This is a genomic window from Rahnella sp. ATs2, from assembly GCF_051851855.1.
GTDB lineage: Bacteria > Pseudomonadota > Gammaproteobacteria > Enterobacterales > Enterobacteriaceae > Rahnella > Rahnella variigena.
The window spans coordinates 161,288-181,437 of record NZ_JBLYPL010000006.1; the positions used below are offsets into that span (position 1 = coordinate 161,288).

A 20,150-nucleotide genomic window follows, 5' to 3' on the forward strand; every position below is an offset into this window, starting at 1 on the left:
ATCTATGCGAAGTTTATTCAGGGCGGCCGCTGGCTGCCTGCTGATGCTCTGGCTGCATACCGGATATGCTGCTGATACCGGCTGGCTGCAAAGCCCGCAAAATACACATGCAAAAGTACGCCTGCAGGCACAGTCCGCCGATTCTTCTGAGCAGGAAACCCGTCTGCTGCTTTCTGTCAGCCTCGAAAAGGGCTGGAAAACCTACTGGCGTTCGCCGGGCGAGGGCGGTATTGCGCCGTCGGTAGAGTGGCAAAAGCCGGTCACTGCGCAACAGGTTAAATGGTTCTGGCCGACGCCTGCACGGTTTGATGTGGCGGGCATGACAACTCAGGGCTATCACGATGACGTCACGCTACCTGTCACCCTCAGCGGCAGCGCGCCTGCCATAATCGCCGGAACGCTGACGCTGCCGGTGTGCAGCAACGTGTGCATTCTCACCGACTATCCTTTTAGTCTGGATCTCAGTTCTGCCGGAGGCAACGCAGATTTTGCGCGCCAGTTCGCCGCAGCGATGGGCAAGGTACCGATTCCTGAAGGTCTGGCGGACAATGTGACAGCGGGCTATCGTGCGGGCGTATTGCACATTGCCGCTCACCGCGAGCAAGGCTGGCAAAATCCGGAGCTATTTACCGATACGCTGGAAGGCAGTTCACTGGGCAAACCGGTGGTGAGAGTGGACGGGCAACGGGCGCTTTTCACGCTGCCGGTGACGGACGAGTGGGGCGATAAAGCACAGGATATCAGCGGAAAAACGCTGAGTATTGTGTTGTCTGATAACGGTCTGGCGCAGCAGATTAGCCTGGACGTGAGCGCGCTACCCGCCGACACGCCCGGCAGTATCGCTCTCTGGCAGGTGGCACTGATGGCGCTGGCCGGGGGCTTCATCCTCAATCTTATGCCTTGTGTTCTGCCGGTTCTGGGCATGAAACTGGGCAGTATTTTGCAGGTGGAACAGCGCAACCGCAAAAGCATTCGCGTGCAATTTCTGGCGTCGTCAGGCGGGATCATCACCTCGTTTCTGGCCCTGGCCTTGCTGATGACGCTGCTCCGTTACACAAATCAGACGCTGGGCTGGGGCATTCAGTTTCAGAATCCGTGGTTTATTAGTCTCATGGTGCTGGTCACGGCGGTGTTTACCGCCAATCTGCTGGGATTATTTGAAATCAATCTGCCGTCAAAGATGACGACACGTCTGGCGACGCAGCAGCGTTCTGGTCTCAGCGGACACTTCGCTGAAGGTGCGTTTGCCACGCTGCTGGCGACGCCCTGTTCGGCACCGTTTCTCGGCACCGCGGTGGCGTTTGCACTGGCCGCACCGCTGCCGGTGCTGTGGGGAATGTTCCTGATGCTGGGCATCGGCATGAGTCTGCCGTGGCTGATGATTGCGCTGTGGCCGGGACTGGCGATGCGCCTGCCGCGTCCCGGTCGCTGGATGTTACGGCTGCGACTTTTCCTCGGGGCGCTGATGCTGTCGGCCTGTCTCTGGTTACTGAGCCTGATGCAAAACCATTTCTCTGCGTTGTTTGTCGCCGTGCTGGCGGGCGTATTGCTGGTGACACTGTTTGCCTTATCCCTGCGACGCTATGGCCTGCGCAATTGTGCGTTAACTGCTGTTGCGGGCGCACTTCTGGCAGGCGCCGCGATGGTGATTGTCACGCAGTTTTCAGGCGCTGGTGGCAAACCGCTGCGCGATGATATTGCCTGGCAACCGCTGTCCGAAGAGGCGATTCAGAGTGCGCTGGCGGCTAAAAAAGTGGTCTTTGTGGATGTTACCGCCGACTGGTGTGTGACCTGTAAAGCCAACAAATACAACGTACTGATGAGTGAAGACGTGCAGAAAGCCCTGACGGAAAAAGACGTCATTGCACTGCGCGGTGACTGGACGTTACCGTCAAAACCGATCAATGAATTCCTGCAAAAACGCGGCAGCGTCGCCGTGCCGTTTAATCAAATTTATGGTCCGCATAATCCTGCCGGTGAAATTTTATCGCCGTTGCTTACCCGTGATGCCGTATTACAGGGGCTGGAAGATGCCCGTGGAGCCCGATAATGAAAACATTAATACTGATTATGATGATGGTTATTTCACCGGCTGTTCTGGCGATGACGCCGGAAGATACCCTGTTTAATAATCCGGCCTCACCGTGGTTTGGCGCGAAAAATCCCCGGCTGACGATTGTGTCTTTTACTGACTACAACTGTCCTTATTGTAAGCAGTTTGACCCGATGCTGGAAAAGGTCGCGGAAGAAAATCCTGACGTAAAAGTGGTGATTAAACTGCTGCCTTTCCGCGGTGCGAGTTCCATTATTGCCGGTCGTGCGGCGATGACCGTGTGGGAACAACATCCGGAAAAGTTTCTGCTCGTGCATCAGCGGCTGATGTCTAAAAAAGGGCAACACGATGAAGCCAGCGCGCTGGAGGCCGTGAAATATGCCGGACTGGAACCCATTCGCGTGACGCCAGCCAGCTATCTTGAACTGAAAACCAATGTGGAAATTGCCGAAGTGTTGGGGATTCAGGGGACGCCAGCGACCATTATTGGCGATCAGCTGATCGCCGGCGCTATCTCTTATGAGGATTTGCAGAAAGTCGTGAAGGAACAACTGGCGAAGGCAAAACATGACCAGACTTAAACGCTGGGCGAGCGAAGGCGCAATTCTCGTTGTGCTGATTATGGTGGTGATGCTGGGAATGGATTTTTTGCGTGCGCCGCTGGCTCCCGCAAGTTTCGGCAGCCAGCCGTTGCAGACCCTCAGCAATCAGTCCCTGACGCTCGACGAGCAAAGCCAGCAGCGCCCGCTGCTGGTCTACTTTTGGGCAACGTGGTGCGGCGTCTGTAAAATGACCACACCTTCAGTTTCCCGGCTGGCAGAAGAAGGAGAGAACGTCCTGACCGTGGCGTTGCGTTCGGGCGACAACGCGGCGCTGGCGCGTTATCTGCAAGGAAAGGGCATTCAGATGCCGGTGGTTAACGATTCACGCGGCGATTTGTCGGCGCAATGGGATATCGGCGTCACCCCGACGTTTGTCATTATTGATAAAGGGCAGGTTATCGCCACGACAACGGGCTGGACCTCTTACCGGGGGATGAAAGCGCGGATGTGGTGGGCGAAAATCCGCGCCTGATTTGCTGCTTTCAGAAAACAAAAGGCCTTCACCGTGGTGAAGGCCTTTCTTCATATTACATTTATGGCAGGGAAATCAGTTCGCGAGGAACCGTTTCTCGTCGGTCAGCACCTGAAGCAGTAAACCCAGCTCCGGTTTCTGATCTTTAATCCGTTTGCCGTCGGTATCAAAGGCGCGGTAATCGCCGTTGCTTTCCAGTTCCAGCGTCTGATCGGGTGTCGTGATGATAAGCGTTCCGTCATCGCTGGTGGTTACCCAGTTATGGCGACGCTTGGCAGCAAACAAATCTTCGCCCTGCGAATAATCCGCTGGTGACGTCGTGACGTGCAACAGACGCTGCATCAGCGTCGTCATCACATCCGCATGGTCAGTCAGTTTATTGATGCTTTGCGCAGGTGTGCCCGGCCAGTGAATGATCAGCGGAACCTGCAACTGGCGGCGGTTCATGGCATTGCCTGAACCCCAGGTGCCGTTCTCGTTGAATTCAATACCGTGAGACGCCGTGATCACCACAACGGTTTTATCCAGCTCACCGCGGTCTTTCAGCGATTGCAGGATGGACTTGATCTGGTCATCAACGCTCAGAGTACCGGCCTGATAGCGGTGAATGAAAGTGTTACCTGTCGGCACACTTTCACTGTCCTGACGTAACGCCGCGCTGATGCCGTTCAGATTGACGTAAGAGAACCACGGGCCATTACCCCGCACGTTTAGCCACTGCTGCCACTGACTCACGGTTTGCCCATCGGACTGTTTAACCGGCGGCGGCAAGGTGAAATCGGTCAGCAAGGCCTGACGGTATAACGGGCTGTTAAAGCCGTCGGAGGCAAACAGACCAAATTCATAACCCTGTTGCTCCAGCGACGTCACCAGTGCAGAAGGTTTGCGAGCCGCCAGAATGCCCTGCATATAGCTTGGGGAAATCCCGTAAAACAGGCCGAACTGGCCGGTATCATTACGGTTGCCGGAGCTGAAATGCTGGTCAAAACGGATGTTATGATTGGCGAAATCACTCAGCGCTGGCATATCTTTATCCAGCGTGGCGGTATGAACACCATCCACCACAATCATCAGCAAATTATACTTCGAACCGGTTTTCGCAAAGCTGATGGAGTTCAGCGGATATTCCACTGCCAGCGCTTCAGGATTCCCTTGTTCGATCAGCCGTTTCTGGTATTCCTCGGCATTCAGCAGGCCGTGTTTCTCAAGGAATTTACGTGCCGTCATCGGATACGAGAGCGGAAGATTCGCGCGCTGCATGGTGATCGGACGATAGAAATTGGCATCCGCCCAGATATACATCAGGTGCGACGCAAAGAAACTGGCAATGAAAAGCACCACAATCGGCTTGGCGAAATTACGGCGGTTCAGGCTGCGCAGTTTCTGCCATGCCCAGGTGCCAAACAGCATTTCGAGCAGGAAAATGACCGGCACAGCAATGAACATCAGCTGCCAGTCTCGCGCCATTTCGCCCTGTCCGGGGTTAACCACCAGTTCCCACACCACCGGATTGATATGCAGATGGAAACGGGTAAAGACCTCGGTATCAACCAGCAGCAGTGTCAGTCCGGCGGTCGCCAGAATGGCAGACAAGAACCGCAGCAGCCGTTGCGACATCACCACAAAGGTTAGCGGGAAGATAATCAGCAAATAAGCAGAGAATCCGATAAAGCTGAAATGCCCAAGCCAGCTAACCAGCGCGTAAATACGCCCTTGCAAAGAAGAAGGCCAGTCTGAAACAAACAGGTAGCGGCTGCCGAGCCCAAGAATGAGCAGGATATTAAACAGGGCGAACCAGTGCCCCCAGCTGATCATCTGGGATACTTTTTCGCGATAGCGCTGACGATTTGTCACCATGAGAGGTATTGGGCAGTTTGTGAATTAATGGGCTTTATCTTCTCTTATCGACGCTTGCAACGCTTTAGCAAAAGACTGGGACAAGGCTTTGCGTTGTGCAGGAGCGACGCTGGTATTAATAAGGTTAGTCACCATATTGCCCAGAACCATCAAAGAAAGGTCTGTCGGGGCGCGGTGCTTTTCGAGAACAGTCGCCAGCTCGGAAAGGATCTGTTCAACGTGTTCGTCACTGTAACGGGATGATTGTGCCATAGAGTATTGTGCTTCTTGATCTGACAAAGTCCAATATCTTAGCCGATCACAGACCTACTTTCCGCATTTTTATAACCCCTTCATACTTCGGGTTACAGATGCGTTGGCTGCGCGCAGTCACCCGAATCACTTACCGGAGTAAGCTCATCGGGATTTCTTCGTTTGCCGCCTTCATGAAACACGAATTATTTTGGGGTTTTTATCTCATTAAATCCCCATTTCTAAGGTATGAGCGGTTGCGGCTTTAGGGCTTCGGTGTTTGAATACGCCCCGCAGGCAAACCCTTCTTACACGGCTGCAATTCACACAGGAGAAAGTCCCCATGAGTCTGGATATTGAGCAGATTGCTCTGCACCAGTTGAACAAACGTGACGAGCAAACGCTGGATGTTGTGCTGCGCGATACGCTTCTGACGCCGAATGCGGCCGTTGATGAAATGATGGCCGAGCTGCACCGCGTCTACAGCGCCAAAAGCAAAGCTTACGGTCTGTTCAATGAAGACAGCGAACTGGCTGTGGCGTTGCGCAGTTGCCGCAAAGGGGACGATGATTTTCTGTCATTCAGCCGCGCTGCGACCGGCCGTCTGCGTGATGAGCTGGCGAAGTATCCGTTTGCCGAAGGCGGCGTGGTGCTGTTTTGTCATTACCGCTTCCTGGCGGTGGAATATTTACTGGTGGCGGTGCTTAACAGCCGCAGCAGTATGCGCGTCAACGAGCAACTGGATGTCAGCAGCATTCATTACCTCGATATCAATCATGCCGATATCGTGGCGCGTATTGACCTGACCGAATGGGAAACCAATCCGGAATCAACCCGTTACCTGACTTTCCTCAAAGGCCGGGTAGGGCGCAAAGTCTCTGACTTCTTTATGGATTTTCTGGGCGCGTCTGAAGGTCTGGATACCAAAGCACAGAACCGTGGTCTGTTGCAGGCGGTTGATGATTTCTGTACCGAAGCGCAGCTCGATAAGAACGAGCGTCAGAATTACCGTCAGCAGGTTTATACCTACTGTAACGAGCAGTTGCAGGCGGGTGAAGAAATCGCTCTGGATGATTTGTCCGAAGAGCTGCCACCGTGGAATGATAAGAAATTCAAAGAATTTACTCAGGAACAGGGCTATCAGCTGGAAGAAACCTTCCCGGCGGATCGCAGCACCTTGCGTCAGCTGACCAAATTCGCCGGCAGCGGCGGCGGGCTGAGCATCAACTTCGATGCCATGCTGATGGGCGAACGCATTTTCTGGGATCCGGCGACCGATACCCTGACCATTAAAGGCACACCGCCGAATCTGCGGGATCAGTTACAGCGTAAAGCGGGCAATAAATAATCGCTCCCTCCCCTGCGAAGGGGAGGGTTGGGGTGGGGTATTAAAGCAAAATCAAGATGTTGAAGTGTGCTTTAGAAAAGGGTGTTAGCCCTAAAACCCCCACCCAGCCTCCCCCTTCGCAGGGGGAGGAGCAAATCAGAATAGCGCCCAATAAAAAACACCGCCCAGGCGGTGTTTTTTATTTGTTCTCGCACGGCGTCCCGATGCGCAGCAACTCAGTCAGCGATTAAACGCGAACGAAGTCGATGTGAGCCAGTTTTGGCTTGAACGGGTGACGCTGTACAGCCTGAACTTTAACTTTGGTTTCTTTACCGTCGATAACCAGAGTAATTGCTTCAGAGTAGAACTCCGCTTTAACTTCCATGTTCTTAACAGAATCATGGTCCAGTTTGATAGAAACCGGAGCAGCTGAGCCACCGTAAACGATAGCTGGGAATTTGTTAGCTGTACGCAGGCGGCGGCTCGCACCTTTGCCCTGCTCGTCCTGTGGACGTACTTCTACATTGATAGTGATCATTGTATGTTTCTCGATTAGAACTACTTCTAAAATGTGCCCCGCCACCTGCGACCGAGTGACGAGTTGAGTACTGCGGCTTTCACACAAGGCGAAAGCGGGCGGTATGATACCGGAGCAGGGCAGCGGCAGCAATACAAATCGCCGGTTTACTCATCCGCGCAGCTCATTTGCGCGCCGGTACCGGCCTTCATAATCGAACATTTTTTCGCGTACCTGCCAGAACTGGCCTTTCATGCGTGCCACAACAAAATCCGGATGGCGCAGTAAAACCTGCTGCGCGACGATATCCGCAGCGCTATTCCATTCCAGTGGCACGCCCGGCGCACGCTGATGCGGACGCAGAAAATTATGCAAAAACGCCATGCGCTGGGCGGGCGTCGTCAGGCGAAAACGTTCGGAAACGTCCGCGCCGTCCTCATCGTAATAGGTGATCTTCAGCCATTCTCCTTTGTCGTCGCGGCCGTTTTCCAGATTCATGCCACCGCAGCGCAGCACCAGTGCGTCTTTCAGGCGCAGCGCAGCTTTGAGCATATCGTCGGGATCAACCAGAATTTCCTGACACTGATGACAGCGTCGCGCGGCGATATCGTTTTCCGCGCCGCAGTGCGGGCAGCTTTTAAAGCGGAAACGGAAATCGCATTGTTCGCGATTGCCCTCGTCATCCTCCAGCACACCCTGACAACGGCGGCCAAAATGCTCAATGATGGTGCCGTCTTCCGTGGTTTTCCCCCAGAAGATATTGGCAAAACCGCAGGCGGGACAGAACACCTGCACCGGTTTGTTATCGCCCGCAGGCTTATGGCTGCCGACTTCCGGCGTAAACAGATCGTGCGGATTACCGGCGTAATCGAGGATAAGGCAGTCGGTTTTGCCCGGTGCCAGCCGCAGCCCGCGGCCGACGATCTGCTGATACAGGCTGACGGATTCGGTCGGGCGCAGGATGGCGATCAGATCCACATGCGGTGCATCGAAGCCGGTAGTCAGCACAGACACATTCACCAGATAGCGTAACTGCTGCGCTTTAAACGCATTGATCAGCCGGTCGCGCTCGACGGCGTGCGTTTGTGCGCTGATCAGCGCCGCTTCGCCGTCGGGCAGCAGCCCGAAGATTTCACCCGCGTGTTCCACCGTCGAGGCGAAAATCATCACGCCTTTGCGATCCTGCGCAAATTCAACAATCTGGCTGATGATGTGCGGCGTGATACGCTTTTGCTGACGCAGTTCGTCATTCAGATCTGCTTCGCTGAACAGCCCGCTGCTGTTGGCCTGTAACCGGCTGAAATCGTAGCTCACCACCGGCATATCGAGCCGCTCAGGTGGCACCAGAAAACCGTTTTTAATCATGTAACGCAGCGGCAGTTCATAAATGCAGTCGCGAAACAGACTGTTCGCATCGCCACGCACAATGCCCTGATGGTGATACTGATAAATCCAGCCCTTGCCTAAACGGTAAGGTGTGGCGGTCAGGCCGAGCAGGCGCAGACGCGGATTTTGTGCCTTAAGATGGCCGATGATCTGCTGATACTGACTGTTGTCATCGTCGGAAATCCGGTGGCATTCATCGACAATCAGCAGGGAAAACTCACCGCTGAATTCTGCCAGATTAGGCGCGACGGACTGCACGCTGCCAAACACCACTTTGCCGCTGCTTTGCTTGAGATTCAGGCCAGCGGCGAAAATATCCGCCTCCAGACCGTAAGAAAGGTATTTACTGTGGTTTTGCGCCACCAGCTCTTTGACGTGGGCGAGCACCAGAACGCGGCCGCGCGCTACTCTCGCCAGCTCGGCAATCACCAGACTTTTCCCCGCGCCGGTCGGCAATACGATCACTGCCGGTTCGTCATGCTGGCGGAAATGACGCAGGGTGGCATCCACGGCATCCTGCTGATAGGGGCGAAGCGTAAAAGCGGTCACGGCAACAATCACCTGTAGTTTTACTGTTAATAAAGACAGTAGTGGAGTATGCCAAGAAATCAGGCCCATAGCGATGAGCAAAAAAATCACCTGACGTGAATGTTTAGCCTGCTTATTTTCCTTCTTCCTGACCGGTTGCGCGGCTATACTGTTCGCCTCAATGTGGCAGCCTGTCTGCCTCCTCTAAGTAATAATAACTCGTTGCAATTATTACGAATCGAACAACCCTGAACCCTGTCAGTTGCCTATAGCGACGGCGGGGTCTTGTGTTTTATCAGTAACGCGATCACTCAGATCGCCATGAAGGCAAGTCTACTCAATGCGTCTGGACAAGTTTCTATCTCAGCAATTAGGTGTAAGCCGCGCGCTGGTTTTGCGTGAGCTTCGCAACAAACGTGTCACCGTTGACGGCGAAATCGTTAAAACGGGTGCGATGAAAATCAGCCCTGAGCAGCGTGTCGAATTTGACGGCAACGTACTGGATCAAATCACCGGCCCGCGTTATTTCATGCTCAACAAACCGCAGGGCTACGTGTGTTCTACCGATGACCCTGATCATCCGACGGTGTTGTATTTCCTCGAAGAACCGGTGGCCTACAAGCTGCATGCGGCAGGGCGTCTGGATATCGACACCACCGGTCTGGTACTGATGACCGACGACGGCCAGTGGTCACACCGCATCACCTCACCGCGTCATCACTGCGAAAAAACCTATCTGGTTAATCTCGAACATCCGCTGGCTGACGATACCGCTGCGCAGTTTGAAGCGGGTGTTCAGCTGCATAACGAAGATTCCCTGACCAAACCGGCACAACTCGAGAAAATCGAAGATTGCCTGGTGCGCCTGACCATCAGCGAAGGCCGTTATCATCAGGTGAAACGCATGTTTGCCGCCGTGGGTAACCGCGTGGTGGGTCTGCATCGTGAACGTATCGGTGAAATCGTGATGGATGAAGATTTAGAACCGGGTCAGTACCGGCCTTTAACCGCGCAGGAAATTGCCAGCGTTGGCGTTCCCTCGCGCTAGTTTTTCCTGAAACTGGAGCAGCTGAAAGTGCAAGAAAAACCGGTATCCCACATCGGACTGATTTTCATCCTGGGATTGATATCGATGCTGATGCCACTGGCCATCGATATGTATCTGCCAAGTATGCCCGTCATCGCGCAGGAATATGGTGTTCCGGCGGGCAGTGTGCAAATGACGCTCAGCGCCTATGTGCTGGGTTTTGCGATAGGGCAGTTGTTTTACGGACCGATGGCGGACAGCCTCGGGCGTAAGCCGGTTATCTTCTGGGGCGTGCTGGTTTTTGCCGTCGCTGCCGGTGCCTGTGCGCTGGCGCAATCGGTCGAACAGCTGGTCTGGATGCGCTTCCTGCATGGTCTTGCCGCCGCCGCCGCCAGTGTCGTTATCAATGCGCTGATGCGCGATATGTTCACCAAAGACGAATTCTCGCGAATGATGTCTTTTGTGGTGCTGGTCATGACCGTCGCACCGCTGCTGGCGCCGATGCTCGGGGGGCTGCTGATGGCGGTTTTCAGCTGGCACGCGATTTTCTGGGCGATGGCAATTGCCGCGCTGATCGCCGCCACGCTGGTGGGGGTCTATATCAAAGAGACGCTGCCCAGGGAACGACGGCAGAAATTTCATCTGCGTACCAGCGTCGGTAACTTTGCCTCACTGTTCCGTCATAAACGCGTGCTGAGCTATATGCTGGCGAGTGGTTTCTCGTTCGCCGGGATGTTCTCCTTCCTCAGCGCCGGTCCGTTTGTCTATATCGAACTGAATGGCGTTTCGCCGCAGCACTTCGGTTTTTACTTCGCGCTGAACATTGTGGCGCTGGTGATCCTCACCCTCATTAACAGCCGTAATGTGCGTCGTGCGGGGGCGGTGAAGATGTTCCGCTTCGGGCTGTTTGTGCAGCTGACGATGGGCATGTGGCTGGTGATCGTCTGTACCTTCGGTTTGCCGTTCTGGGCGATGGTGATTGGTGTGGCGGGATATGTCGGTGTGATTGCGATGGTCACGTCAAACGCCATGGCGGTGATTATGGATGACTTCCCGCATATGGCCGGTACTGCGGCTTCACTGGCGGGGACGATCCGCTTCGGCACCGGTGCAGCGATTGGTTCGGTCCTGTCACTGTTTACCGCGAAAAGCGCCTGGCCGATGGTCGGTTCAATGGCGTTCTGTATTCTGGCTGCGACGCTGCTGTATCTCTACGCCAGCCGTCCGGCGAAAGCAGTATCTGCATAACTCCCTCCCCTGCGAAGGGGAGGGCTGGGGTGGGGTATTAAGGTCAAAATCAAAAAGGCAAAGTGTGCTTTGACAAGATGTTAGCTCTTAAAACCCCCTCCCAACCTCCCCCTTCGCAGGGGGAGGAGCAAAACCAGCACCGTTTTCTCTGCTTCGTGCTGGATCATTAAATCACTTCTGCTTTCACTCCCTGAACGCGTCGCGCGGCTTTAGCACGGGCATATTCGTCGGCCATGGCTTTGGCTTTTGCGCCCGGCACTAGCGCCATATCGCACTCTTTAGGCAGTAATGTCGTGACTGCGGCGGCAATCAGCAATGAGGCTACCAGCGCATAAATCGCGGTGCTCTGACCGTACAGGCTGACCAGCACGCCGACCAGATATGGCCCGCAGAAACCACCCAGATTCCCCAGACCGTTAATCACACCGCGTGCGCTGCCCGCAACTTCCGGCGTGGTGACTTTGCCCGGAATAGTCCAGAAGGCGCTGGTCGCGGCTTGCAGGAAGAAACCGGCACCGACCAGGAACCCGTAGGCCGCCATAATGTTATGACCGAACGCCACGGACGCCGCCAGGCAGGCTGCGAAACCACACAGCGGCAGGGCGATGAACATACGGCGTTTACCGGTTTTATCCGACAGCACCGACATCGCCAAAATCCCCAGCATGGTGCCGACGTAAGGGATAATCGCCAGCATGCCGACTGAACTCATGTCACCGCCGGTCAGGTTTTTCAAAATGGTCGGCAGCCATAATGTATAGCCGTAAATCCCGGTCTGGTAGAAGAAGTTTATGATGATCAGTTTGACGATAGACTTGTTACGGAACACCTCTTTCAGCGGCGCGTTATTCACCGGTGCCAGCGCTTTCAGGGCTTCACGTTCGCGGTTCAGCTCAGTCACCAGGTAGTCGCGTTCACGCTCTGACAGCCATTTCGCTTCTTCCGGACGGTCGCTGATGGTGAACCACCAGAAAATCATCACCACGAAAGACAATGCCCCTTCGATGATGAACAACCAGCGCCAGTCGAGCGTATCCAGAATCAGACCCGAAAGCGGCGCGGTGATCATCCCGCCGAGCGGCGCGAACATCAGCACGTAAGCATTGGCGCGACCACGCTCCTTATCCGGGAACCAGTTGCTAACCATGGTCAGCACCACCGGCAACATCCCGCCTTCTGCCACACCCAGCGCAAAGCGCAGGAACAGCAACTGATACTGATTGGTGATAAAGCCGGTCAGGATGGAGATCACCGCCCAGGCAATCAGCGAGCAGGCGATAAATTTCCGTCCGCTGCCGTGAACCGCCAGACTGCCACCCGGAACCTGCAGGAATAGATAACCGATAAAGAATATACCGGCGGCCAGTCCGGCCATTGAAGCGGTAATCCCTAATTCCGCGTCCATACCGCCGGGCATGGCGAAACTAATATTAACCCTGTCCATGAAGGAAATAATGCAGGCGATAAGTATTGGTGTTATTACGCGAAGCCAGCGAGCCTTAGGAATCTTATTATCCATTCTGTGATCCTCGGTGATGCTCGTCATACTTCAGGTTGCAGATGCGTTGGCTGCGCCCGCCAACCCGGTCACTTACTTGTGTAAGCTCCCGGGGATTAACGGCCTTGCCGCCTTCCCGCAACCCGAATTATTTAGAGCATGTTCAATGCGACGTTTAATTTACTAATTACTATTTCGTCTTTCGGCGATGACTTAATAAAAGCATTTTGAGGAAAGTATTTCGTGACAGGAGTCACGTTGAATTATGTTAAGAAAAGGTGTTACCACATACGTGATCCTGCACCGGAGTTCGCGTGCAGGAGGGAAGGGCGAAATGGAGGCTGAAAGAAGAATTAAATCGTGCCGCCGAGGGAAATACGGTAGTGCAGATCTACGCGTTCGATTGTTGGCAACTTTCTGATTTTTTTAAGCAAAATCTCCGCCACTACTTTACCCATCTCAAAGCGCGGCGTGATCACGCTGGCCAGTAATGGTGTGGTCGCCAGCCCGATATCTAATCCATGGAAACCGGAAATCGCCATGTCCTGCGGAACGCGGATGCCTAATTTGATACATTCTTGTAACACGCCGACCGCAATATCGTCATTGGTACATAAAATCGCGTTGGTTTGCGGATATAACTGACGCGCCATGGCTAACATTCCGGCACCGATAGAAACCGATGAAACTTTATTAGGCGTGATATGTACCGGCGTCAGACCCCGTTCAGTCATAGCGCGGCTGTAACCCTGATAACGTTTCTGGTCACGGGCATCTGACATAGAACCGAAATACACCACATGCTCTTTACCGCTGGCGAGGAGCGTATTCGCCATATCGTAACCGGCCTGCTGATTATCAAAACCGACCGCGATGCGCCCGTGCGTGTCATCGAGATCCATCACCTGTGCGACCGGGATTTCGGCAGCATTCAGGTACTTATCGGCTTTCAGCGTGTGAACGGAATCAGTCAGGATCAGCCCTGCCAGCTGATAACCCAGCAGATTGACGATATGTTCTTCTTCGCGTTCTTTGCTGTAATCGTAATTGACCACCAGCGTCTGAAAGCCCTGTGCGGAAGTGACCGACTCAATGCCAGCCAGCAAATCGGAGAAAATCTGGTTGTTGAACGAGGGCACTAAGATGCCGATACGCGGCGCTTTTGCCGGTCCGCGGGCTTCTTCCAGCGGATATCCCACTTCTTCCATCACCTTTGTAATACGTTCGCGGGTTTCAGGAGACACCTTTTCCGGCGTGCGCAGAAAACGGCTGACCGTCATCTTTGTGACGTCCGCCAGTTGGGCGATGTCCTGTAGTGTCACGCGCTGGTTTCTCATGGGGGATTTTCCTGATTGGGCCTGCAAAGATACCTTGTTATTGAAACAGAAAGCGCCGGAAATTGTTATCAAAATGATGAGGATCACACCGAGAGTAACAGGGTTTTTTAACATTCCGGCAGGTGATCTGCATCACAGTTTGGCGCGGGGTAAACCGGTGTAGTGAAGCTAACTTTTCAAATCAGCATTCAATAAGGCCAACGTCATGACAAATCTCTTTTCACTGGATAATAAAAAGATTCTGATTACCGGCTCGACGCGCGGTCTGGGTTTCCTGCTGGCGAAAGGGCTGGCGCAGCATGGCGCAGAAATTATCGTCAACGGCACACAGCCCGAATCGACACAAAAAGCCGCTGAAGCCCTGCGTGCCGAAGGCTTTATCGCCCATGCCGTCTCATTTGATGTCACCAGCAGTCAGGCGGTGAATCAGGCGATTGATCATATCGAAAGCACCATCGGGCCGATTGATGTGCTGGTAAACAACGCCGGTATTCAGCGTCGTCATAAATTCACCGAGTTTCCAGAAAAAGACTGGGACGACGTGATTGCCGTGAATCAGAAATCTGTGTTCCTGGTTTCTCAGGCGGTGGCGCGATACATGATCCAGCGCGAGCGTGGCAAAATCATCAATATCGGTTCGATGCAAAGTGAGCTGGGGCGCGACACCATCACGCCATACGCCGCTTCAAAGGGCGCGGTGAAAATGCTGACCCGCGGCATGTGTGTCGAGCTTGCGCGCTACAATATTCAGGTCAACGGCATCGCGCCGGGCTATTTCAAAACCGATATGACCCAGGCACTGGTGGACAACAAAGAGTTCTCCGAATGGCTGTGTAAACGCACCCCGGCCGCGCGCTGGGGCAATCCGGAAGAGCTGGTCGGCGGCGCGGTTTATCTGTCCTCTAAGGCGTCAGATTTCGTGAATGGTCATTTACTCTTTATTGATGGCGGCATGCTGGCTGCGGTATAGGAGGCCCAATGAACAAAATCGCATTAATCACTGGCGGCGGCAGCGGTATTGGCCTGAGCGCTGCCAAAGCGCTGGAAGCGACTGGCTTTACCGTGATCCTGGCCGGACGAAACAAAGAAAAGCTGGAGCAGGCCGTTGCGCTGTTTGCGCCGGGACAGGCGGTGGCGCGTCAGCTGGATGTGACCAGCCCGCAATCGGTCGCCGCGCTGTTTCAGGATATTCACGAAACCTTTGGACGTCTGGATTTGCTGTTCAATAACGCCGGTAATAACGTGAAAGATGTGCCGATTGAAGAACTGCCGGTGGAAGACTGGCTGTCGGTGATCAATACCAATCTGACCGGTGCGTTTTTGTGTACGCAGGCGGCGGTGAAACTGATGAAACAGCAATCGCCGCAGGGCGGACGCATCATCAATAACGGCTCGATTTCAGCACAGTCACCGCGCCCGAATTCCGTACCCTACACCGCCAGCAAACACGCCATTACCGGGCTGACCAAGTCCACGGCGCTGGACGGGCGCGCGTTTAATATTGCCTGCGGGCAAATTGATGTCGGCAATGCGGCGACGGATATGGGCAATAAGGCGCTGGCGGGCAGAATGCAGGCCGACGGGCATATTGCTGAAGAACCGGTGATCCCGGTGGAACGCGTAGGCGAGGCGGTAGCGTTTATGGCCGGTTTACCGCTGGATACCAACGTGCTGACCATGACCGTGATGGCGAGTGCCATGCCGCTGGTGGGACGCGGTTAAGCTGAGTTTCAGGCATAAAAAACGGCCCGTGATGGGCCGTTTTGCATTTCAGTTTACGAATTATGCCGCTTTAGTTTTGCGTTTCCGGCCAAGCCAGAAAATCAGCACCAGCAGAATTATGACGCCAGCCACCATTGCCGGAGCCATAAACGGCTGCAGTTTTGCCAGCAAGGTGACCGGCCCGCCTGCGCGTAACACCGCGACATCGTGCGCGCTGACCTGAATAGCCGCGTTTCCGTAGTTCTTCAGCACATAGTTAGAGATATCGGCAATCTGCTGATCGTCAAGCTGACCGACATACGAACCCACGCCAAATTTCGGCATCAGCACGTGATGGTCGCCGACCTGACGATCCACGCCATACAGAATGGCGGAAATCAGGTTAGATGCATTGCCCATGCCGGTCGCAGTGTTGTTGAACAGCGACGGATACGCCTGATTCTCGCTGCCGGAGCCATCCGGCTGATGGCAGCTGGCGCAATAGCCGCTGAACAATGCCGCCCCGTTATCGATGGTTTTGTTCGCGTTATACGGATGCGCACCGCGCAGACCTTCTTCGACATTCACCGGCTTACCGAAAGTATCCGCCGCCTGCGTATCACGCGGGTCACGTACCGGCGTGCTGTTTTTCAGGTAGAAGGCAATCGCGTTCAGGTCAGTGTCAGACATGTATTGCAGGCTGTTTTGCACCGCTTCTGCCATGCCGCCTGCCGCCTGATTTTTGCCTGCGGTACGACCTGTTTTCAGGTATTCCACCAGCTGAGCCTGCGACCAGTTACCGATACCGCTGACCGGATCAGAACTGATATTTGGCGCATACCACGGGCCTACCATGCCGCCCGCCAGGGGTTTATCCGTCACCGAACCCATCATCAGGTTACGTGGCGTGTGGCAGGTATCACAGTGACCGGCACCGTTGACCAGATACGCGCCACGGTTCCATTGCTCGCTTTTAGACGGATCCGGCTTAAACGGCGTGCTGTCGAGGTACATCATGTTCCAGCCCGCCATAGCAATACGCATGTTGAACGGGAACGGCAGGGCGGTTTCAACATTCGGTTGCTCGACCGGTTTCACCCCTTGCTGGAAATAGACATACAGCGCGTGCATGTCGGCATCGCTCATATGGCTGTAAGAGGTGTAAGGCATGGCCGGATACAGGTTTGCACCGTCAGGGCGAACGCCTTCACGCACCGCACGGGTAAACTGTTCTTCGGTGTAATTACCGATACCAAACTGCTTTGACGGCGTGATGTTCGTCGTGTAAATCGTACCCATCGGCGAGTGGATTTCATAGCCACCGGCAAACGGCTTACCGCCTTCCGGCGCGGTATGACAGGCCTGACAGTCAGCGGCTGTCGCGACGTCCTGACCCTGATGGATAAGTGCAGCCTGAGTGTCATCCGCCATCGCGCTGGCGGCAAAGCCCCCGAATGCAGCGCTCAGCAGACAGGCGGTGAGAAGTTTTTTCATGCTGCACCTGCCAGTTTTTTCGCCATGTCGTCTGCCGCTTTCAGGCCGAGTGCGGCCATCGTCAGCGTACTGTTCACCACGCTTGATGACGGAATCGCACCGCCGCCCGGCAACCACAGGTTAGCGTGGTCGTGCGCACGGCATTCACCGTTTACCACGGAATCTTTCGGATCACTGCCCATGATGGTGCCGCCCATGATGTGGTTATTGGCGTTCAGGCTGGTGGTGATGTTGAATTCTTCGGCCATAAACAGAGAGCCAATGTGTTCCAGCTGCTTATGCGCGGCTTCTGCACCTTTGCGCACGTAATCGCCGACATCGTAATGAATGTCAGGGCACGGCAGACCGTGCGGATCTTTACGGGTGGTGCTGAGCGTCAGGCGGTTATTCGGATCCGGCAACGGTTCCAGGCTGATAGATAAGTCCACGCCAAAGATCGAGCGGCGGCGAATTTCCTCATCCAGCTCTTTACCGACCAGCCCCATCTGCAACGCTTTGGACGTCGCCGGGATCACGCGGCTGATGTTGTTGAGGATCATTTTGTTGGCAGAATAATCTTTGCGGAAATCGCCGTCGCGCGGGCCGACCAGACAACTGCTCTGCGCCGGACCACGACCAATCCACAGCGGCTCTTTGGCGATGAACGTACAGTGGAAACCGGAGTGGTCCATCATGTTACGACCAACGTGATCAGACGAGTTGGCGATGCCGTTCGGATTCTTTTCGTTAGCCGCCATCAGCAGCAGACGCGGAGTTTCGATACCGTTACAGGCCAGTGCGAAAACTTTACCGGTGGCTTTGTGCGATTTTTTATCGCTGTCCAGCCAGTGAACGGCGGTCACATTGTTGTTTTCATCGGTGTCGATTTTGTAGACCACCGCTTCAGCCAGCACCACGGCGCCTTTGTTTTCTGCGCGCTCCACGTGAGCAATACCGTTATACATCGCGCCAATCGGGCAGATCGGCTGGCAGTTGTTGTTACCGCAACAGGTCGGGCGACCATTCCACGGACGCGTGCTGCGACCCTGCGGGATGGGCACCGAACGGTAACCATGCGGGTTCACGATTTCAGCGAAACGCGTATCGCCATAACCGTAAGGCACCTGTTCCATCGGATAGGGTTTGCTGCGCTCGGAAGGGGATTGCAACGCCGGATCATTCGGACCGGCGACGCCGATTTCTTCTTCCGCGCGGCAGTAATAAGGTTCGAGTTCATCGTATGAAATCGGCCAGTCGCGGCCCACGCCGTATAACGTTTTCATTTTGAAATCGTTAGGAACGTGACGCCAGCAGGACGCTGCCCAGTGCCAGGTAGTGCCGCCGACGGTGCGCAGATAACCCTGTTTGAAACTGCTGGCGCTCGGCCCGGTCAGGTGGACGTAATTATTTTCCGGGAAGTACAGCGGAGCGGGGGCTTTTTCTGACTGCGGATACAAACCCTGGAAGTCAGAGCCTGCGCGGTTTTCGAAAGGCATATTGCGCCAGTTTTCCACAGCCTGAGCGCGCTCAATGCGTAAGCCTGCTTCCAGCACCAGCACAGAATGTCCCTGGCTGACCAGCTGATCGGCAATCATGCCGCCCACGATGCCGGAACCGACAACAATCACATCAGCAGACGCATCGCCGTCTGCAGTAAATTCTGGTTTTTTCATCAGGCTTTGCTCACAACATTTGTTTCAGAAGGATTGGTAAAACGATCGGCGTTCATGGATTCCGGCATCGCTGCGGCAGGAGGCGCAGCGGTGAAGTACAGCGGACCATTACCGCAGTAAGTCGGCACAATCAGGCCGTCACTCACCGGGCGATACATCAGCGCATCTTTGTATGAAATCAAAATGGAATCGGTTCCATGTCCGACCGTGCCGGTATACCACGCAGTGACGATACTGGTGACCAGTTCACCCAGACCGTTTTGCTTTGCCACTTCCTGCAAATCTTTCGCCGCCTGACCCGGTTTCACCAGCGCATGTAACTTGCTGACCTGTGCAGGGAAATCAGGCTGTGAACGATAAAAGGCGTTAAAAATCTGCGCGGAAGAACCTTCACTGATATTTTTATGCTCAGTGATGGCCTGTGATACCAGATAGAACTGACCGAAGATGACCGGCTCTTGCGTGGCGGTTTCTTTCTCCGCCAGGCTCAGAAACGGGAAGCCGAGCAGGGTGGTCGCCACCATCGCGGAGGTGAGGCCTTTCAGCAGTTCACGACGACTGAAACCGGTTCCATTTTCGGGTGAGTTGCTTCCAATGATTGAAGGATCGTTTTCCATCTCTTTCTCGCTGGGAATGGGTTGTTTTGCCAAACGGCAGTGAATTCGCTTATCTGATTTTTATTATAATCTGCGTAATGCGAGATTTATCAGCGGGTTAGTTTCTGCCGATATCTGTCCCGATAGGGTATACCACTTACAACGGCGCGGATGATAAGCCAAAGAAGAGGGATTTGTGCAAACAAATTGTGCGGATTTATTAACATTAGATCCAGATTTTAACGTATGATGCGCCGCGGAAAATTTTGTAACCAACTGGTTCATTTCAGGCTGAAATTAACAACTGGCTTTGACAGTCACGGCACGTGATTAATCTCTATTCATCTGAAAATTAAGCAATAAAAAGAGAATTCGGGGCTTTCATGAAACTTCATTTGTATATCAAATGTAAACAAATAGGCAATTAAAAGTAACGACAGTTGATTAAAATGGTTGTAGATCAAGCCGGAAAAGGTTACAAATAGGCCAAAATGAGATCTGCCTCTCAGATTATCCGGAGACAGACATAAAAATATGCTAAGTCTGTAGTTTTGTATCTGGCGACGTTAATTTAATGTTAATTATTTGAGCGCAAGTTGGGCAAAGCGAAGACTGTCGGCTATA

Annotated in this window: 17 protein-coding genes; 8 read left to right on the forward strand and 9 right to left on the reverse strand. The window is 54.1% G+C overall.

Features of this window, described 5'->3' with window-relative positions:
• Positions 1-4 precede the first annotated feature (4 nt).
• Genes ACJY2G_RS07930 through ACJY2G_RS07940 form a run of 3 tightly spaced genes read left to right on the forward strand, consistent with a single transcriptional unit; the run spans position 5 to position 3,127 of the window.
• Positions 5-2,050, forward strand: coding sequence for a protein-disulfide reductase DsbD family protein (locus ACJY2G_RS07930; protein WP_430319256.1), 2,046 nt, complete (start codon positions 5-7; stop codon positions 2,048-2,050).
• Positions 2,050-2,634 carry a DsbA family protein gene (locus ACJY2G_RS07935; RefSeq protein ID WP_430319255.1) on the forward strand — a complete coding sequence of 195 codons (585 nt, stop codon included), beginning with the start codon at positions 2,050-2,052 and terminating at the stop codon, positions 2,632-2,634. The genes ACJY2G_RS07930 and ACJY2G_RS07935 overlap by 1 nt, the downstream gene beginning before the upstream one ends.
• Positions 2,621-3,127, forward strand: a complete 507-nt coding sequence (locus tag ACJY2G_RS07940) for a thioredoxin domain-containing protein (protein WP_430319254.1) — start codon at positions 2,621-2,623, stop codon at positions 3,125-3,127. The genes ACJY2G_RS07935 and ACJY2G_RS07940 overlap by 14 nt, the downstream gene beginning before the upstream one ends.
• 75 nt (positions 3,128-3,202) lie before the next feature.
• Here ACJY2G_RS07940 and yejM read toward each other — a convergent pair whose 3' ends face one another.
• Positions 3,203-4,984, reverse strand: a complete 1,782-nt coding sequence (gene yejM / locus ACJY2G_RS07945) for an LPS biosynthesis-modulating metalloenzyme YejM (RefSeq protein WP_430319253.1) — start codon at positions 4,982-4,984, stop codon at positions 3,203-3,205.
• Positions 4,985-5,008: 24 nt separating this feature from the next.
• Positions 5,009-5,236: a YejL family protein gene (locus tag ACJY2G_RS07950; RefSeq protein ID WP_104921319.1), complete on the reverse strand. Its 228-nt coding sequence runs from the start codon at positions 5,234-5,236 to the stop codon at positions 5,009-5,011.
• Between the two features lie 322 nt (positions 5,237-5,558).
• Here ACJY2G_RS07950 and yejK point away from each other — a divergent pair, with 322 nt between their 5' ends.
• Entirely contained in the window at positions 5,559-6,563 is a 1,005-nt protein-coding gene (gene yejK / locus ACJY2G_RS07955) for a nucleoid-associated protein YejK (RefSeq protein WP_119822553.1), read from the forward strand.
• A gap of 226 nt (positions 6,564-6,789) precedes the next feature.
• Here the strand turns inward: yejK and rplY are convergent, their stop codons facing one another.
• Together rplY and ACJY2G_RS07965 are read right to left on the reverse strand one after the other, a co-directional pair.
• Positions 6,790-7,080, reverse strand: coding sequence for a 50S ribosomal protein L25 (gene rplY, locus ACJY2G_RS07960; protein WP_112290098.1), 291 nt, complete (start codon positions 7,078-7,080; stop codon positions 6,790-6,792).
• Between the two features lie 150 nt (positions 7,081-7,230).
• On the reverse strand, positions 7,231-8,994 hold the full coding sequence (locus ACJY2G_RS07965; RefSeq protein ID WP_430319252.1) for a DEAD/DEAH box helicase: 1,764 nt from the start codon (positions 8,992-8,994) through the stop codon (positions 7,231-7,233).
• Positions 8,995-9,313: 319 nt separating this feature from the next.
• Between ACJY2G_RS07965 and rsuA the strand changes: the two genes are divergently transcribed.
• Positions 9,314-10,021 (forward strand): 16S rRNA pseudouridine(516) synthase RsuA, encoded by a 708-nt coding sequence (gene rsuA, locus ACJY2G_RS07970; RefSeq protein WP_112290097.1) that lies wholly within the window; start codon positions 9,314-9,316, stop codon positions 10,019-10,021.
• A 27-nt stretch (positions 10,022-10,048) separates the two neighbouring features.
• Positions 10,049-11,248 carry a Bcr/CflA family multidrug efflux MFS transporter gene (locus ACJY2G_RS07975; RefSeq protein ID WP_430319251.1) on the forward strand — a complete coding sequence of 400 codons (1,200 nt, stop codon included), beginning with the start codon at positions 10,049-10,051 and terminating at the stop codon, positions 11,246-11,248.
• 166 nt (positions 11,249-11,414) lie between these two features.
• On the opposite strand, the gene ACJY2G_RS07980 is transcribed toward ACJY2G_RS07975, so the two are convergent.
• Together ACJY2G_RS07980 and ACJY2G_RS07985 are read right to left on the reverse strand one after the other, a co-directional pair.
• Entirely contained in the window at positions 11,415-12,767 is a 1,353-nt protein-coding gene (locus tag ACJY2G_RS07980; protein WP_037036162.1) for an MFS transporter, read from the reverse strand.
• A 332-nt stretch (positions 12,768-13,099) separates the two neighbouring features.
• On the reverse strand, positions 13,100-14,083 hold the full coding sequence (locus tag ACJY2G_RS07985) for a LacI family DNA-binding transcriptional regulator (protein WP_112287833.1): 984 nt from the start codon (positions 14,081-14,083) through the stop codon (positions 13,100-13,102).
• A gap of 205 nt (positions 14,084-14,288) precedes the next feature.
• On the opposite strand from ACJY2G_RS07985, the gene idnO reads away from it, so the two are divergent.
• Positions 14,289-15,053, forward strand: coding sequence for a gluconate 5-dehydrogenase (gene idnO / locus ACJY2G_RS07990; protein WP_113877461.1), 765 nt, complete (start codon positions 14,289-14,291; stop codon positions 15,051-15,053).
• Between the two features lie 8 nt (positions 15,054-15,061).
• Entirely contained in the window at positions 15,062-15,805 is a 744-nt protein-coding gene (locus ACJY2G_RS07995; protein WP_439291609.1) for an SDR family oxidoreductase, read from the forward strand.
• Between the two features lie 60 nt (positions 15,806-15,865).
• Here ACJY2G_RS07995 and ACJY2G_RS08000 read toward each other — a convergent pair whose 3' ends face one another.
• Genes ACJY2G_RS08000 through ACJY2G_RS08010 form a run of 3 tightly spaced genes read right to left on the reverse strand, consistent with a single transcriptional unit; the run spans position 15,866 to position 19,547 of the window.
• Complete coding sequence (locus ACJY2G_RS08000; RefSeq protein ID WP_430319250.1) at positions 15,866-17,278, reverse strand: c-type cytochrome; 1,413 nt, start codon at positions 17,276-17,278, stop codon at positions 15,866-15,868.
• Positions 17,275-18,930 carry a GMC family oxidoreductase gene (locus ACJY2G_RS08005; RefSeq protein ID WP_120162034.1) on the reverse strand — a complete coding sequence of 552 codons (1,656 nt, stop codon included), beginning with the start codon at positions 18,928-18,930 and terminating at the stop codon, positions 17,275-17,277. The genes ACJY2G_RS08000 and ACJY2G_RS08005 overlap by 4 nt, the downstream gene beginning before the upstream one ends.
• Positions 18,930-19,547 (reverse strand): sorbitol dehydrogenase family protein, encoded by a 618-nt coding sequence (locus tag ACJY2G_RS08010; protein WP_430319313.1) that lies wholly within the window; start codon positions 19,545-19,547, stop codon positions 18,930-18,932. Before ACJY2G_RS08010 ends, ACJY2G_RS08005 begins: the two co-directional genes overlap by 1 nt.
• Positions 19,548-20,150: the final 603 nt, after the last annotated feature.